Annotated in this window: 17 protein-coding genes; 6 read left to right on the top strand and 11 right to left on the bottom strand. The window is 63.4% G+C overall.

The features are described 5' to 3' along the window. The 10 genes from tolA to aspS form a co-directional block, all read right to left on the bottom strand. Positions 1–1,170, bottom strand: a complete 1,170-nt coding sequence (tolA, locus tag ACT7DK_RS06850; RefSeq protein ID WP_445397614.1) for a cell envelope integrity protein TolA — start codon at positions 1,168–1,170, stop codon at positions 1–3. A 7-nt stretch (positions 1,171–1,177) separates the two neighbouring features. After that, positions 1,178–1,603 carry a protein TolR gene (gene tolR / locus ACT7DK_RS06845; RefSeq protein WP_445397612.1) on the bottom strand — a complete coding sequence of 142 codons (426 nt, stop codon included), beginning with the start codon at positions 1,601–1,603 and terminating at the stop codon, positions 1,178–1,180. Then, entirely contained in the window at positions 1,603–2,283 is a 681-nt protein-coding gene (gene tolQ, locus ACT7DK_RS06840; protein ID WP_445397610.1) for a protein TolQ, read from the bottom strand. Before tolQ ends, tolR begins: the two co-directional genes overlap by 1 nt. Next, positions 2,273–2,683: a tol-pal system-associated acyl-CoA thioesterase gene (gene ybgC / locus ACT7DK_RS06835; RefSeq protein ID WP_445397609.1), complete on the bottom strand. Its 411-nt coding sequence runs from the start codon at positions 2,681–2,683 to the stop codon at positions 2,273–2,275. The genes tolQ and ybgC overlap by 11 nt, the downstream gene beginning before the upstream one ends. 225 nt (positions 2,684–2,908) lie before the next feature. Continuing rightward, positions 2,909–3,916, bottom strand: coding sequence for a Holliday junction branch migration DNA helicase RuvB (gene ruvB / locus ACT7DK_RS06830; protein ID WP_445397607.1), 1,008 nt, complete (start codon positions 3,914–3,916; stop codon positions 2,909–2,911). 3 nt (positions 3,917–3,919) lie between these two features. Further along, positions 3,920–4,525: a Holliday junction branch migration protein RuvA gene (gene ruvA, locus ACT7DK_RS06825; protein ID WP_445397605.1), complete on the bottom strand. Its 606-nt coding sequence runs from the start codon at positions 4,523–4,525 to the stop codon at positions 3,920–3,922. A 281-nt stretch (positions 4,526–4,806) separates the two neighbouring features. Continuing rightward, positions 4,807–5,328, bottom strand: a complete 522-nt coding sequence (gene ruvC, locus ACT7DK_RS06820; RefSeq protein WP_445397603.1) for a crossover junction endodeoxyribonuclease RuvC — start codon at positions 5,326–5,328, stop codon at positions 4,807–4,809. A 168-nt stretch (positions 5,329–5,496) separates the two neighbouring features. Next, positions 5,497–6,237, bottom strand: a complete 741-nt coding sequence (locus ACT7DK_RS06815; protein WP_445397601.1) for a YebC/PmpR family DNA-binding transcriptional regulator — start codon at positions 6,235–6,237, stop codon at positions 5,497–5,499. Between the two features lie 3 nt (positions 6,238–6,240). Beyond that, complete coding sequence (gene nudB, locus ACT7DK_RS06810) at positions 6,241–6,684, bottom strand: dihydroneopterin triphosphate diphosphatase (RefSeq protein ID WP_445397600.1); 444 nt, start codon at positions 6,682–6,684, stop codon at positions 6,241–6,243. Positions 6,685–6,687: 3 nt separating this feature from the next. Next, positions 6,688–8,469 (bottom strand): aspartate--tRNA ligase, encoded by a 1,782-nt coding sequence (gene aspS, locus ACT7DK_RS06805; protein ID WP_445397598.1) that lies wholly within the window; start codon positions 8,467–8,469, stop codon positions 6,688–6,690. Between the two features lie 297 nt (positions 8,470–8,766). Here aspS and ACT7DK_RS06800 point away from each other — a divergent pair, with 297 nt between their 5' ends. The 6 genes from ACT7DK_RS06800 to ACT7DK_RS06775 all read left to right on the top strand — a co-directional run bounded on the left by ACT7DK_RS06800 (position 8,767) and on the right by ACT7DK_RS06775 (position 14,760). After that, positions 8,767–9,609 (top strand): DUF72 domain-containing protein, encoded by an 843-nt coding sequence (locus ACT7DK_RS06800; RefSeq protein WP_445397596.1) that lies wholly within the window; start codon positions 8,767–8,769, stop codon positions 9,607–9,609. 168 nt (positions 9,610–9,777) lie between these two features. Continuing rightward, the gene (gene cmoA / locus ACT7DK_RS06795) at positions 9,778–10,506 is read left to right on the top strand and encodes a carboxy-S-adenosyl-L-methionine synthase CmoA (protein ID WP_445397594.1); all 729 of its coding nucleotides are present in this window, start codon (positions 9,778–9,780) and stop codon (positions 10,504–10,506) included. Then, the gene (gene cmoB, locus ACT7DK_RS06790) at positions 10,503–11,513 is read left to right on the top strand and encodes a tRNA 5-methoxyuridine(34)/uridine 5-oxyacetic acid(34) synthase CmoB (protein WP_445397592.1); all 1,011 of its coding nucleotides are present in this window, start codon (positions 10,503–10,505) and stop codon (positions 11,511–11,513) included. The genes cmoA and cmoB overlap by 4 nt, the downstream gene beginning before the upstream one ends. Continuing rightward, positions 11,506–12,276, top strand: a complete 771-nt coding sequence (locus tag ACT7DK_RS06785) for an ATP-dependent zinc protease family protein (RefSeq protein WP_445397590.1) — start codon at positions 11,506–11,508, stop codon at positions 12,274–12,276. Before cmoB ends, ACT7DK_RS06785 begins: the two co-directional genes overlap by 8 nt. 5 nt (positions 12,277–12,281) lie before the next feature. Continuing rightward, on the top strand, positions 12,282–13,796 hold the full coding sequence (locus tag ACT7DK_RS06780) for an inactive transglutaminase family protein (RefSeq protein ID WP_445397588.1): 1,515 nt from the start codon (positions 12,282–12,284) through the stop codon (positions 13,794–13,796). Then, the gene (locus ACT7DK_RS06775; protein WP_445397586.1) at positions 13,789–14,760 is read left to right on the top strand and encodes an alpha-L-glutamate ligase-like protein; all 972 of its coding nucleotides are present in this window, start codon (positions 13,789–13,791) and stop codon (positions 14,758–14,760) included. Before ACT7DK_RS06780 ends, ACT7DK_RS06775 begins: the two co-directional genes overlap by 8 nt. 169 nt (positions 14,761–14,929) lie before the next feature. On the opposite strand, the gene rluB is transcribed toward ACT7DK_RS06775, so the two are convergent. Next, positions 14,930–15,853: a 23S rRNA pseudouridine(2605) synthase RluB gene (gene rluB, locus ACT7DK_RS06770; protein WP_445397584.1), complete on the bottom strand. Its 924-nt coding sequence runs from the start codon at positions 15,851–15,853 to the stop codon at positions 14,930–14,932.

Genomic DNA, 15,853 nt, shown 5'->3' with positions numbered 1-15,853 from the left:
CTAGAGCCTCGGTATCAGCGTTAAATTCAGGTTTTGCAATTGCCGGTTCACTTCCGGATCCTTCGGCATCGGCAGGGTGCCGGTCTTGCGGATCGCCAACTCGGCCGAGCGGCACACTTCCCCGTCTCCCTGGCCCTGGCCTATCTGCAGGATCAGGCCGTCGGTCGCCACCCGGATATTGATCCGGCACTGCTTGCCGACCATGGTCGGGCCCACCAGCCAGTTGCGCTGGATGGCGGCGATGATCATGCCGGTATAGCGATCCACTTCGCCCGCCGCAGCCGCTGAGGAAGAAGATGAGCCGGTCGGGCTCGACCCCATCAGGGCTTCCAGATCCTTCAGCGCCTGCTCCTGCTCACGCTTCAGAGCGGCCTCGGCCTGCTTTTTGGCCTCCTCGGCCTTGCGGGCCTGCTCGGCGGCGGCCTGCTTTTTGGCTTCCTCGGCCTTGCGGGCCTCTTCCGCCTTGCGCGCCTGCTCGGCGGCCGCCTGCTTTTTGGCTTCCTCGGCCTTGCGGGCCTCTTCCGCCTTGCGCGCCTGCTCGGCGGCCGCCTGCTTTTTGGCTTCCTCGGCCTTGCGGGCCTCTTCCGCCTTGCGCGCCTGCTCGGCGGCGGCCTGCTTTTTGGCTTCCTCGGCCTTGCGGGCCTCTTCCGCCTTGCGCGCCTGCTCGGCGGCCGCCCTCTGTTTCGCTTCCTCGGCCTTGCGGGCCTCTTCCGCCTTGCGCGCCTGCTCAGCCGCCTGCTGTTTCGCTTCCTCGGCCTTACGGGCCTCTTCCGCCTTGCGCTGCTGCTCTACCACCTGCTGGCGCTCACGCTCGGCCCGGGCCTGCTGCTCGGCCACCGCCTTCTGCTGCTCGGCCTGGCGTGCGGCCTCTTCTGCCGCCTTCTGTTGCTCGGCCCGACGCTCGGCCTCTTCGGCCGCCTGCAGCTCGGCTTCCTGCCGGGCCTGCTCGGCCGCCTGGGCCTGCTGCTGTTGGGCCTGCATGTCGGCCAGCCGCTCGGCCTGGGCCGCCACCATGCCATCATCGATCATGGTGGCCTCGATAATGGATACCGCCTGGGTCGGCCGCTTGGGCGCATTGAAATTGACGCCCACCAGGAAAAAGATCCCTATCGTCAGATGCAGTGCCAACGAGATCAGTAACGGCTTGCGAATCCCCTCGTTTCCGGTCATGAGTCCGCTACTGCTCCGGTTGGGTCATGAGGCCGACGGACGGCACCCCTGCCGCCTTCAGGGTCGCCATCAGCTGGATCACGGCGTCGTAGCGCACATTGGCATCGCCCTTCACCACCACCGGGGCTTCCGGCGTGGTTCTCAGTTGGTTCTGCACCATGGAGGCCAGTTCCAGCAGATCCACCGCTTCATCCCGGCTGTCCCCTACATCCAGGAAATAACGGCCTTCGGCATCGATGGACGCCACCAGCGGCTTTTCGCTGTCCTCCGGCAGCATCTCGGCCTGGGCCTGGGGCAGGTCGACCTTGACCCCCTGGGTGATCACCGGGGCAGTGGCCATGAAGATGATCAGCAGCACCAGCATCACGTCGATGTAAGGCACCACGTTGATCTCGGCAACACGCTTGCGGCGTCTGCGTTGATAGCCATGCATCAGTTGTTACCTGTCATCACTTGGCGGTTGAGGATGGTAGAGAATTCATCCATGAAGTTGGCCAGGTGATTTTCCTGCCGCTCTACCTGATAGCTGAAGCGGTTGTAGGCGATAACCGCAGGTATGGCGGCAAACAGGCCCATGGCGGTGGCGATCAATGCCTCGGCGATGCCCGGGGCCACCATCGCCAGGGTGGCCTGCTGTACCTCGGCCAGGGCGATAAAGGCGTTCATGATGCCCCAGACGGTACCGAACAGGCCGATATAGGGGCTGATGGAGCCGATGGTGGCCAGCAGCGACAGGTTGGTCTCCAGCCGGTCCACTTCCCTAGACAGGGCGACTCGCATGGTGCGGTAGGTACCTTCCAGTATGCTGTCCTGGGCCCGCCCCTGTTTTTGCAGACGCACAAACTCCTTGAAGCCGGCGTAAAAGATCTGCTCCATGCCGGCCAGGCTGTCGCGGCGAGCGTTGCTTTCGTGGTAGAGGCGGCTCAGGTCGGAGCCGGACCAGAACTTCTCTTCGAAGCTGTCGGCATCATCCCGGGCCGTGGTCAGCACCTTGCGCCGGTTGATGATCAGTGCCCAGGACAGGACGGAGAAGCCCACCAGGGTCAGCATCACCAGCTGGACCAGCAGGCTGGCCTCCAAGAACAGACCTATAAACGATATTTCAGCGTGCACCTGACAATACTCCCATCAGCGGCTCAGGAATGGCAAAAGGTTTCATTTGAGCAATCTGGACACAGGCGATCAGCACCTCTCCCCGGGCCAGACAAAGGCCCGCATCATCCAGAATTTCCTGCTCAAACACAATAGAGGCTCGTTTCAGCATTTTCACCGTCACGGTGACTTTTAATGCATCATTGAAGCGCGCCGGCTTGCGCAGATCCAGCTCGACGCGCCGCACCACGAAGGCGACCCCCTGCTCCAACAACCCGTCTTGCTCAATCCCTTGGCTGCGCAGCCACTCGGTGCGCGCTCTCTCCATGAATTTCAGATAGTTGGCGTTATAAACGATACCACCGGCATCGGTATCTTCGTAGTAGATACGCACCGGCCAATAAAAGTTCGCATCAGACATCGGCTACTCGGCCGCGAGGCTCAAAAGATGGGCATACTATACCCGAGTCATGGCAGGGAAAGAAGATGGCCCCGGGCAGGCACGACACCGGCTGACCCGGAAGCCGGAGGCTGGAGGCTGGAGGCTGGAGGCTGGAGGCTGGAAGCTGGAAGCTGGAAGCTGGAAGCCGGGTCTACCAGCCTCTCGATCGACTTCAAGCTTCAAGCTTCCAGCTTCCAGCTGCCGTTACAGTTCCGGCAGCTCGAAGCCGAAGTGCAGGTAGGCCCTGGGAGTAGCCACGCGGCCCCGGGGGGTGCGCTGCAAAAAACCCTGCTGGATAAGGTAGGGCTCGATCACGTCCTCGATGGTTTCCTTTTCCTCGCCGATGGCCGCCGCCAGGTTGTCCAGCCCCACCGGGCCGCCCATGAATTTGTCGAGCACGGCGTGCAGCAGCTTGCGATCCATGTAGTCGAAGCCCTGCCTGTCCACGTCGAGCATGTCCAGGGCCTGGGTCGCAATCTCGGCGTCGATGCTGCCGCTGCCCCGCACCTCGGCGTAGTCCCGCACCCGACGCAGCAGCCGGTTGGCGATGCGCGGCGTGCCCCGGGCCCGGCGCGCCATTTCGAAGGCGCCCTCTTCGTTGATCGCCAGCCCCAGCTTGTCGGCGCTGCGGCCGATGATATGGGCCAAATCCGCCACCTGGTAGAACTCCAGCCGCTGCACTATGCCGAAGCGATCGCGCAGGGGCGAGGTCAGGGAGCCGGCGCGGGTGGTGGCGCCCACCAGGGTGAAGGGCGGCAGTTCGAGCTTGATGGAGCGGGCCGCCGGCCCCTCCCCTATCATGATGTCGAGCTGGTAGTCTTCCATCGCCGGATAGAGGATTTCCTCCACCACCGGGCTCAGGCGATGGATCTCGTCGATAAAGAGCACGTCGCCCGGCTCCAGGTTGGTGAGCATGGCCGCCAGGTCACCGGCCTTCTCCAACACAGGGCCAGAGGTGGTCTTGATGTTCACCCCCATCTCATTGGCGACGATATTGGCCAGGGTGGTTTTGCCGAGCCCGGGCGGGCCGAAGATCAGCAGGTGATCCAGGGCTTCTTCCCGCCGGCGCGCCGCCTCGATGAAGATTTCCATCTGGCTGCGCACATGATCCTGGCCCCGGTAGTCGGCCAGCGCCTTGGGGCGGATGGCCCTGTCGATGGCTTCCTCTTCCCGCCGGGGGGCCGGGTTGATAAAACGGTCCGCTTCTATCATGGCTTATCCCATGCTCCGCAGGGCTTCGCGGATCAGTTGCTCGGCGTTCATCTCCGGCCTGGCGATTTTCTTCATCGCCTGCTCGGCCTGGGCCGCCTTGTAGCCGAGCGCCAGCAGCGCGGCCACGGCCTCGTCCCGGGCGCTGTCGGCCAGCACCGCGGAGGTCGCCGACTCGGGCGCCGGGTTGAACAGATCGTAACCGCAGAAGCCCTTGAGCCGGTCGCGCATCTCCACGATCAGCCGCTCGGCGGTCTTTTTGCCCACCCCCGGCAGCTTGACCAGGGCACCGATCTCCCCCTGCTCCACGTTGTAGATGAACTGATCGGCGGTCATGCCGGAGAGGATGGCCAGCGCCAGCTTGGGGCCGACGCCGTTGGTCTTGATCAGCTCCCGGAACAGGGCCCGCTCGGTCTTGGTGTTGAAGCCGAACAGCAGCTGGGCGTCTTCCCGCACCACGAAGTGGGTGAGCAGGGTCACCGCCTCACCCACCTTGGGCAGTTCGTAGAAACAGCTCATGGGCAGGGTGACCTCGTAGCCCACCCCGTTCACATCCAGCAGGATCTCCGGCGCCTGCTTCTCGCTGATGATACCTTTCAACCGACCTATCACTGGGGCTCCCCGCTAACCAATCTGTGTGGCGCCAAGCATAATAAATAACTGGATAAATATCCATGCACCTGAGCTGGAAGCCATCAGTTGGAAGCAGATCGAAGCTGTTTGGAAATATTGAGCCGTCTCTTTGGATTCGGCTTTGTTTGCGGGATGGACTCCCGCCTGCGCGGGAGTGACTCACTTCTAGACAAAACACAGCCTCACAAACACGGCTTACTACCCCCAGCAACACCACTTCCAGCTTTCGGCTTCATGCTTCCAGCTTGCGCGGCCGCGCGTCAGCGAAGCCGCTTTCTCACCGTGCCGCGCACCTGGCCGGCCATGCCGATCAGGCTCTGGCGGGTGTGGCCATGGCACAGGGCCACCGCCAGGGCGTCGGCGGCGTCGGCCTGGGGCGTGCCCGGCAGCACCAGCAGCTTGACCACCATGTGCTGCACCTGGGCCTTGTCGGCGGCGCCGGTGCCCACCACCGCCTGCTTGATCTGGCGGGCGGAATACTCCGCCACCTCCAGGCCGGCGTTGGCGGCGGCGACGATGGCCGCGCCCCGGGCCTGGCCCAGCTTCAGCGCCGAGTCCGGATTGCGCGCCATAAACACCTGCTCGATGGCGAACAGCTCGGGCCGAAACTGCAGGATGATCTCGCTCACCCCGTCGTAGATCTTCTTCAGCCGGGGCGCCAGCTCATCGTCGCCCATGCGGATACAGCCCGAGCCCAGGTATTCCATCCTGTTGCCGGTTTGGCGCACCACGCCGTAGCCGGTAATGCGAGAGCCGGGATCGATGCCGAGGATAATAGCCATATCAATAAAGCCGGAAGCCGGAAGCCATAAGCTGGAAGCAGATCGAGCCGCTGACTGGAGCAGCGCCACACTTGCAGGGTGGTGACACTGACAGCCCCTGGCCTATACCAAACCGGCCCTGCCAACCCACCGTCGCCGTCGGGCTGCTTCCAGCTTCAAGCATACCGCTTACAGCTTTTGAGCCACTTCATCGGAGATCTCGCCGTTGTGGTAGACCTCCTGCACGTCGTCCAGATCCTCGAGCATGTCGATAAGCCGGAGTAGCTTGGGCGCGGTGTCTTCGTCCAGCTCCGCCCTGGTGGAAGGGATCATGGTCACCTCGGCGTTGTCGGCGGCCAGGCCGCCGGCGTCGAGGGCGTCCTTGACGGCGCCGAATTCATCCCACTGGGTGTAGACGTCGATGGAGCCGTCGTCGTTCACCACCACGTCCTCGGCACCGGCGTCGAGCGCGGCTTCCATCACCGACTCTTCCTCCGCGTCCTGGTAGCTGATCACGCCCTTCTTCTCGAACAGGTAGGCCACCGAGCCGTCGGTGCCCAGGTTGCCGCCGCTCCTGGAAAAGGCATGGCGCACCTCGGACACGGTACGGTTGCGGTTGTCGGTCATGCATTCCACCATGACGGCGGTGCCGCCCGGGCCGTAGCCCTCGTAGACGATGGTTTCCAGCACCTGGCCGTCCAGCTCGCCGGCGCCGCGCTTGATCGCCCGGTCGATGGTGTCCCGGGTCATGTTGTTGGACAGCGCCTTGTCGATGGCGGCACGCAGCCGCGGGTTGGAGGCGGCGTCGGAGCCACCTTCACGGGAGGCCGTGGTCAGTTCACGGATAAGCTTGGTGAAGATCTTGCCGCGCTTGGCATCCTGGGCCGCCTTGCGGTGCTTGATGTTGGCCCACTTACTATGACCTGCCATAGGTTATTCTCCGGTTTGCTTGCTCTGGATCAGCCTGCCGATGGCCTCCTGGTTGGTCCAGGAGCTGGCGGCGCGCCGGGCGTCCTCCAGGGACAGCCAGCGCTGGGCCAGGTGCTCGCTCAAACGCACCTCCCGGGGCGCCGGCAGGCATAAACGGAATTCGTATTCCCAGTTGTGGGTGACCCCCGGGCGATAGCGGTGCCGCCAGCGGGGATAGATCTCGAAACGCACCCGGTGCCCGGTTTCCACCAGTGCCAGGCCGTCGCCCAGCCTGATCCCGGTTTCTTCCTCCAGCTCGCGCACCGCCGCCTGCTGGCGGCTCTCGCCCGGCTCCAGACTGCCGGTGACCGACTGCCAGAAGTCCGGGTTGTCCTTGCGTTGCAACAGCAGCACCTGGTCCTCGGTATGGATGAGAACCAGCACCGACTCCGGGTGCTTGTGGCCCATGCCTCAGTCGTCCGCCCCGTCGGCCCGGGCCGCCGGCAGGCGGGTGGCGATGGCCAGCTCCGCCAGCGCGTCCGGGTTGGCCAGGCTGGGTGCATCGGTCAGCAGGCAGGAGGCGGTGGTGGTCTTGGGGAAGGCGATCACGTCGCGGATGTTGTCGGTGCCGGTGAGCAGCATCACCAGGCGATCCAGGCCGAAGGCCAGGCCGGCATGGGGCGGCGTGCCGTATTTCAGCGCCTCCAGCAGGAAGCCGAACTTCTCCTGCTGCTCCTCGGCCTCGATGCCGAGCAGGCGGAACACCGTCTGCTGCATCTCGTTGTGGTGGATACGCACCGAACCGCCGCCCACTTCGTAGCCGTTGATCACCATGTCGTAGGCATTGGCCACCGCCTCGAGCGGACAGGCTTCCAGTTCGGCAACCGAGACCTCCTTGGCGGCGGTGAAGGGATGGTGCATGGCGTAGAGACGACCGTCCTCTTCCTCGAACATGGGGAAGTCGATCACCCACAGGGGTTTCCAGCTGTCCTCCACCAGTCCCAGGTCCTTGCCAACCTTGAGGCGCAGGGCACCCATGGAGTCGGCCACCACCTTGGCGGAATCGGCGCCGAAGAAGAGGGCGTCGCCGTCCTGGGCGCCGGTACGGGCCAGCAGCTCGGCCACGATGGACTCGGTCAGGAACTTGGCCACCGGCGACTGGATGCCCTCCATGCCTTTGGCGGCCTCGTTCACCTTCAGCCAGGCCAGGCCCTTGGCGCCGTAGATGCCCACGAACTTGCCGTATTCATCGATCTGCTTGCGGGAAAGCGCCGCGCCGCCGGGCACGCGCAGGGCGGCCACCCGGCCCTTGGGATCGTTGGCCGGGCCGGCGAACACCTGGAAGTCGACCTTCTTCAGCAGATCGGCCACGTCGGTCAGCTCCAGGGGAATGCGCAGATCCGGCTTGTCGGAGCCGTAGCGGCGCATGGCCTCGGCATGGGTCATCACCGGGAAGGCGCCCAGGTCCTGGCCGGCCAGATCCTGCCACAGCTCGCGTACCAGTTGCTCCATGATGGCCCTCACTTCATCGGCGGTCATAAAGGAGGTTTCCACGTCGATCTGGGTGAATTCCGGCTGGCGGTCGGCGCGCAGATCTTCGTCGCGGAAGCACTTGACGATCTGGTAGTAGCGGTCGAAGCCGCTCATCATCAGCAACTGCTTGAACAGCTGGGGCGACTGGGGCAAGGCGTAGAAATGGCCCTTGTGCACCCGGCTCGGCACCAGGTAGTCGCGGGCGCCTTCCGGGGTGGCCTTGGTCAGCATGGGGGTTTCGATGTCGAGGAAACCCTGTTCGTCCAGGAAGCGGCGCACCCGGCTGGTGACCCTGGCGCGGGTCTTGAGGAAGCGGGCCTGCTCGGGACGGCGCAGATCCAGGTAGCGGAACTTGAGACGCTGCTCTTCGGAGTTGTTCTGGTTGAAGTCGAGCGGCAGGGGCGCGGCCTTGTTGATGATGGTCAGTTCGTGGGCGAAGACTTCCACCTCGCCGGTGGCCATGTCCTTGTTCACCTGGGACTCGGGGCGGGCCCGCACCTGGCCTGTGATCTGCACGCAGAACTCGGCGCGCAGGTCGGCCGCCTTCTCGTAGGCCTCGGCCTTGTCAGGATCGAAGAACACCTGGACGATGCCTTCCCGATCGCGCATATCGATGAAAATGAGGCCGCCCAGATCACGACGGCGATGCACCCAGCCACTCAGGGTCACATTCTGGCCAACCAGGGCAGCGTTGACCTGCCCGCAATAAATAGTGCGCATGGATCTGTTCCTAATGATATTGCCGCGCGACCGCCCGGGTCGCGGGACCGAATTTGTCAGCGAATAGCGCGCTAGTATAATCGGAAACCCGAAGGGCGGTAAAATCTTACCGCCACCACTGCGCGGTGGCGGTAAGATTTAAGCCGGAAGACGGAAGCTGGAAGACGCTCGAGGAGTCGGCGGATTCAGCGCCGCGGTTGCAGGTCAGACCGCACATGATGTCGGACCGGCATCAGCATTTACAATCACCACCGTGTTGCTTCCGGCTTACCGCTTCAAGCTCGACGAAGGAGTCACATGCCGTTATATCTGGGCCTCAGCCAGTGGTCCCATCCCGACTGGCCCGGCAGCCTGCTGCGGCGGGGGCTGAAAAACGCCGAGCACCTGGGGGATTACGCCCGGGTGTTCAACACCGTGGAGGGCAACACCAGCTTCTACGGCGTGCCCGACAGCCACAGCCTGCTGCGCTGGGAGGCCCAGACCCCGGCCCACTTCCGCTTCACCTTCAAGTTTCCCTCCTTCGTCAGTCACCAGGGCCGGCTGGAGGACAACATCCGGGCGGCGCTGGACTTTATCGACCATCTCGCCCCCCTGCACCCCAAGCTCGGCATGCTGATGCTGCAACTGCCCAAATCCTCGGGGCCGGAGCAACTGCCGGGGCTGTCGGCCCTGCTCAAGGCCCTGCCCCGGGACTTCGGCTACGGGGTGGAGGTGCGCCATCCGGCCTTTTTCGCCAAGGGCGAGGCGGAAAGAAGGCTTAACCGGCTGCTGCTGGAGCAGGGCGTCAACCGCATCATTATGGACTCGCGCCCGGTGTTTTCCTGCCCGCCCGACACCCCGGCCCTGATGGATGCCCAGGCCAAAAAGCCCAGGGTGCCGGTGCACATCATCAGCACCGGCAACAACCCCATGGTGCGCTTTATCGGCCATCCCGAGCCCGGCTACAACCGGCCCTACTGGCAGCCCTGGCTGCCGCGCCTGCGCGCCTGGCTGGACCAGGGCAAGTCGGTCTACCTGTTCGTACACACCGCCGACAACCGGCTGGCACCGATGCTGGCGGCGGAGATGGCCGACGCCCTGGGCGTCTCCCTGCCCGCCTTTCCCGGCGACGAACCCGCCCCCCAGGGCGAGTTGTTCTAAATTGGGTGAGGGCCGAGCACCTCCCCTCACGCCTCCCCCCCTCCAGGCGAAAAATAATTTGTCGCGTCGCTTTGCCGCCCGCAAGACAACACCTTGCGCTTCTTTTACAATACCAGGCATTCAGTGCAGCCCTTGCTGCCGTGAGCCAAGGTCGTAACCAATAGAACCATGCAATCAAAAGATCATATTTTCGCCGCGCCCATCGCCCAGCTTGGTGATTTCTGCTTTGACCAAAAAGTCGCCGAGGTGTTTCCGGACATGATCAAGCGATCCGTGCCCGGTTATTCGAATATCATTTCCGCCATCGGCATGATGACGGCCCGCTTCGCCCGGCCCGGCACCCATTTGTACGACCTTGGCTGCTCCCTCGGGGCCGCCACCCAGGAAATGCGCCGCAACCTGACGCAACCGGGGTGCCGCATCGTCGCCGTCGACAATTCCAGCGCCATGCTGGAGCGGGCACGCAGCCACCTGGCCTCGTACAAGTCCGAGATACCGGTGGAATTGCTGGAAGCGGATATCTGCGACATCGCCATCGCCAACGCCTCCGTGGTGGTGCTCAACTTCACCCTGCAGTTTATCGCCCCGGAGCGGCGCGAGGCGCTGCTGACGCGGATTTACCAGGGACTGAACCCGGGCGGCATCTTGATCCTGAGCGAAAAGTTCAGAAGCGCCGACGACACCGTCAACGAGCTGTTGATCGAGCTGCACCACGACTTCAAACGCGCCAACGGCTACAGCGAGCTGGAGATCAGCCAGAAACGCACCGCCCTGGAAAAGGTGCTGCGCCCGGATACCCCGGAGCAGCACAAGTCCCGGCTGGCCCGCGCCGGCTTCCACCATGTGGACCTGTGGTTTCAGTGCTTCAACTTCGGCTCCATGGTCGCCGTCAAATGATCGATTTCAGCGACTTCTACCAGCAGATCGCCAAGACCCGGCTTAGCCACTGGCTGCACTGCCTGCCGGGCCAGCTGCACGACTGGCAGAAACGGCATCTGCACGGCGACTTTGCCCGCTGGGTCCGGGCCCTGCACAAGCTGCCGAAGGTGGCCACCGACCATGTCGAGCTGGCCGAGGGCGTCAGTATCGGTCGCCCCGGCGAGGTGTCCGAAGGCGAACGAAAAAAGATAGAAAGCCTGCTGCGCCAGTTCCATCCCTGGCGCAAGGGCCCCTTCGACATCCACGGCATCCACATCGACACCGAGTGGCGCTCCGATTGGAAGTGGGATCGGCTGAAGCAGCACATCAGCCCGCTCAGGTACCGTTACGTGCTGGACGTGGGCTGCGGCAGCGGCTACCACCTGTGGCGGATGATGGGCGCCGGCGCCGAAATGGCGGTGGGCATAGATCCCTCCCAGCTGTTCCTGTGCCAGTTCGAGGCGGTAAAACATTTCACCAATGGTTATGAAGGGATCCAGGTATTACCCTTGGGTATCGAAGAATTGCCCGAACTGCGCGCCTTCGACACCGTGTTTTCCATGGGTGTGCTTTATCACCGCCGCTCGCCCATCGATCACTTGCTGCAGCTCAAGGCCCAGTTGCGCGGTGGTGGCGAGCTGGTGCTGGAAACCCTGGTCGTCGACGGGGACGAACACCGGGTGCTGGTACCGGGCGAGCGCTACGGCAAGATGCGCAATGTCTGGTTCATCCCCAGCAGCGCGGCCCTGGCAGGCTGGCTCGAGAAATGCGGCTTCGAACAGATAAGGGTGGTCGACGAATGCCCGACCAGCCTGGAAGAACAACGGCGCACCGACTGGATGCGCAACGAATCCTTGGCGGATTTTCTCGACCCGAGCGATACCGCCAAAACCATTGAAGGCTACCCGGCCCCCAAGCGGGCGATCATCATCGCCAACAAGCCGGTGGACCCACAGTATCAATCACAAGAGGGACGTTATGAATAAAGTCGCGACATCACTGCTGTTACCCCTGTTGCTGACCGCCTGTGTCAGCCAGACCTCAGAGGTGGACGCGCAGCCCGAGCCCATGCCCGTATCCGAGCAGCAGCTGGACGCCTCGCTGGCCAGCCTGGAGGCGCGGCTGGTGGAGACCATGTTTCAGCAGAACACCCAGCTCAGCAGCAACCACCATGCCTTTATGACCGCCCTGCAACAGGAGCTCAAGACCTTGAAAAAGCAACTTGAGGAGCCGCAGCACGCCATGCCGCTGCCGCCACCGCCCCCCGCCCCCCGGGGAGACTACCCCGATAACGAGACCCGTGACGGCAAGCTGATCGTCGGCGAGACCGAAGAAATCTGGCTGGATGCGGTCAACGACGGCTTCCCGGCGCGCATCGATACCGGCGCCACTACCTCCTCTCTCAGCGCTCAGGACATCACGGTGTTCGAGCGCGACGGCAACCCCTGGGTCAGCTTCAACCTGGCCCATGAAGGGGTGGATGAGAAGCTGCCGGTGGAAACGCCGCTGGTGCGTTATGTACGTATCCGCCAGGCCTCGGCCGACAGCACCGAAAGAAGGCCGGTGGTGGCGCTGACCCTTCGTCTCGGCCGGTTGTCGGAAAAAACCGAGTTCACCCTGACCGACCGCTCCCAGATGACCTACCCGGTGCTGCTGGGCCGCGAGTTCCTGAAAGACATCGCGGTGGTGGATATTGCCCGCCAGAATGTGCAGGGCAAACCCAAGCGTCCCGCTTCTTCCAACGAGTAAACTACATGTACTCACGCAAGCCCTTTTATCTGATCGTGGCCGCCCTCTTCCTGGTCGGACTGGCATTGATGCTGCATCGCCATTTCGTATACGAAGTGCCCTGGCTGCCCGGTGAAAAGCGTCAGATCTGGTCCATCGAGGCCAAGGTCGAATTCGAAGCCTCCGGTCGGCCGGTGAAGGCGTCGCTCGCCATTCCCGGCAGCCAACCCGGCTTTACCCTGATGAACGAGTCCGCCGCTTCCCCCGGCTATGGCCTCTCCTTTATCGACCTGAACGGCAGCTCCCGTGCCGAGTGGTCTATCCGCGCCGCCAGCGGCCTGCAGGAGCTGTATTACAAGGTCGACATGATGCTGGACCCCTTCGCCAAGGGGCCGCTCTCGAGTCAGATCCCGGAAGTCGACAGCATAGAGGTGGCCGAGCCCTATGCCACCGCCATGGATCAGGTGCTGGCCCTGGCCCAGGAGCGCTCTTCCGACGGCATCACCCTGACCCGGGAGCTGCTCAAGGAGCTGAGCAACCGGGGCCAGAATGCCGAACTGCTGGCCCAGTACAAATCCGCCGGTCCGCTCTTGGTGGATCTGCTGCACCGGGCCGGGGTACCCGCCCGGCTGCTCAAGGGCCTGCAACTGGAAGACGGCCGCCGCCGCCAGCCGCTAATCGATCTGGTGCAAGTGTATGAGGGCGAGCACTATGAGGTGTTCAACCCCGCTACCGGCAGCCAGGGCCGCCAGGAGCATCTGCTGCTGTGGGAATACCACTCGGCGCCGGTGCTGGATCTGGTGGGCGGCAGCAACTCCCGCGTCACCTTCACCATGCTGCAACAGGAGCAGCCGGTGAACGTGGCCCTGGCCAAGAAGTTCGATCAGCCCGACTGGATCAACGTCTCCCTCTACAACCTGCCGCTGGAAGAGCAGGCCCTGTTCAAGGGCATACTGCTGATCCCCATCGGGGTGCTGGCGGTGGTGTTCCTGCGCATCATCGTGGGCGTCAAGACCTCGGGTACTTTCATGCCGGTGCTGATCGCCATGGCCTTTATCCAGACCAGCCTGCTCACCGGCCTGGTCGGCTTCCTGCTGATCGTGGGCACCGGCCTGGTGCTGCGTTCCTACCTCTCTCACCTCAATCTGTTGCTGGTGGCGCGAATATCGGCGGTGATCATCATGGTCATCGGCATGATCGGCTTCTTCAGCATCGTCGCCTACCAGCTGGGCCTGACCGAGGGCATGAAGATCACCTTCTTCCCGATGATCATCCTGGCCTGGACCATAGAGCGGATGTCCATCCTGTGGGAGGAGGAAGGAGCCAAGGAAGTGGTCAAACAGGGCGGTGGCTCGCTGCTGGTGGCGGTAGCGGCCTTCCTGGCCATGAACAACGAGTTTATCCGTCACCTGACCTTCAATTTCCTCGGGCTGCAGTTGATCGTGATGGCTGCGGTGTTGCTGCTGGGCAACTACACCGGCTATCGCCTGACCGAACTCAAGCGGTTCAAGCCGTTAGTGGATGAGCAAAGAGATGTTTAAGAGCCTGCTCGAGAAATACGCCTCCCCCTTTGCCCTGCGCCGCATGGGCATCATGGGCATGAACAAGCGCAATATTTCCTACATCAGCCGCTACAACCCGCGCCGGCTCTATCCGCTGGTAGACAACAAGCTGAAGACCAAAAAAATCGCCCTGGACGCCGGGGTGACGGTGCCGGAGCTGGTGGGCGTGATCGAATTCCAGCACCAGGTGTCGCACCTGTGGGACATGATCAAGGACTGGCCGGGCTTTTGCATCAAGCCGGCCAAGGGCTCCGGCGGCAAGGGCATAGTGGTGATCGAGCGCCACGACAGGACCAATTTCATCAAGCCGAGCGGCAAGGTGGAAACCATCGGTGATCTGGAGCGCCATATCTCCAACATCCTCGCCGGCCTGTTTTCGCTCGGCGGCAAACCGGATGTGGCCCTGATCGAGGCGTTGATCAACTTCGACGACGTGTTCGACGGCTTTTCCTACGAAGGCGTCCCCGACACCCGGGTGATCGTGTTCAAGGGCTTTCCGGTGATGGCCATGATGCGGCTGTCCACCGATGCCTCCGACGGCAAGGCCAACCTGCACCAGGGCGCCGTGGGGGTGGGGCTCGACATCAACAGCGGGCGCGCCATCCGGGCGGTGCAGTTCAACCTGCCCATCCGTTACCATCCGGATACCGGCCGGGATCTGCTCGAGCTCAAGGTTCCCTACTGGGAAGAGTTGCTGAGCCTGTCGTCCTCCTGCTACGAGATGTCGGGTCTCGGCTATATCGGTACCGACATGGTGCTCGACAAGCAGAAGGGCCCCATGCTGCTTGAGCTGAACGCCCGCCCCGGGCTCGCCATCCAGACCGCCAACGCTGCCGGCCTGGTACCCAGGCTGAAGAAAATCGAGAAGCTCGGCAAGAAGGTGACCATGTCGCCGGAGGAGCGAGTGGCCTTTTCCCGGCGGGAATTCGCCACCGAAGCCTGAGGCTGGAAGCTGGAAGCTGGAAGCTGGAAGCTGGAAGCTGGAAGCTGGAAGCTGGAAGCTGGAAGCTTAGAGTGTTCCTCTCTACCCCACAAAGCCAACAAAAACGGCGCCGGGATGACTCCCTGCGCCGTTTTTGTTCCAGCTTCAGGCTTCCAGCTTAGCGCCGCTTTTACATCCGCGTTTTACTTTTCTGGCGCGGGCCCGAGCTGCGCGGGCGGGCGGCGGCCGGCTTTTTCGGGGCCGCGCCGGTGCCGGCGCTCTTCACCCGGGAATTGTGCTTGCGCACCGCCTTGCGGATCTGGGCCACCTGCTTGTAGCGCTCGGGGGCGTGCACGTCCACCTTGCTCTGCTCTTCCGGCGCCAGCCCCACCTCCCGGCGCAGGTAGTTGACCTGCTCCAGCGGCATCTCGGCCCAGCCGCCCCGCGGCAGGGTACGGGGCAGATCGATCTTGCCGTAGCGCACCCGGATCAGCCGGCTCACCTGTACGCCCTGGGATTCCCACAGCCGGCGGACTTCCCGGTTGCGGCCTTCCTTCAGGGTAACGTGGAACCAGTGGTTCATGCCTTCGCCGCCGCTGTATTTCAGGGTCTCGAATTTGGCCTCGCCGTCTTCCAGCATCACCCCCTTGCGCAGCCGCTGCATCATGGCCTCGTCCACCTCGCCAAACACCCGTACCGCGTATTCCCGGTCGATTTCATGGCGCGGGTGCATCAGCCGGTTGGCCAGTTCGCCGTCGGTGGTGAACAGCAACAGGCCGGAGGTATTCACGTCCAGCCGGCCTACCGCTACCCAGCGCGCGCCCTGCAGTTTGGGCAGACGATCGAACACGGTCGGCCGACCTTCGGGATCCTTGCGCGTGCTCACTTCCCCTTCCGGTTTGTGGTAGGCCAGCACCCGGCAGATGATCTCGCCCTGGGGCTGGGTTTCCACTACGTGGCCATCCACCCGGATCTGCTCGCTGCCGGTGACCCGGTCGCCCAGGTGGGCCACGTTGCCGTTCACGCTCACCCGCCCCTGGCTTATCAGCGCTTCGATTTCGCGACGCGAGCCTTTGCCCGCGCGAGCCAGTACTTTTTGCAGTTTTTCAGTCAT

It is taken from the genome of Zobellella sp. An-6, from assembly GCF_052487945.1.
This window is presented reverse-complemented; position numbering and strand designations above follow the sequence as displayed.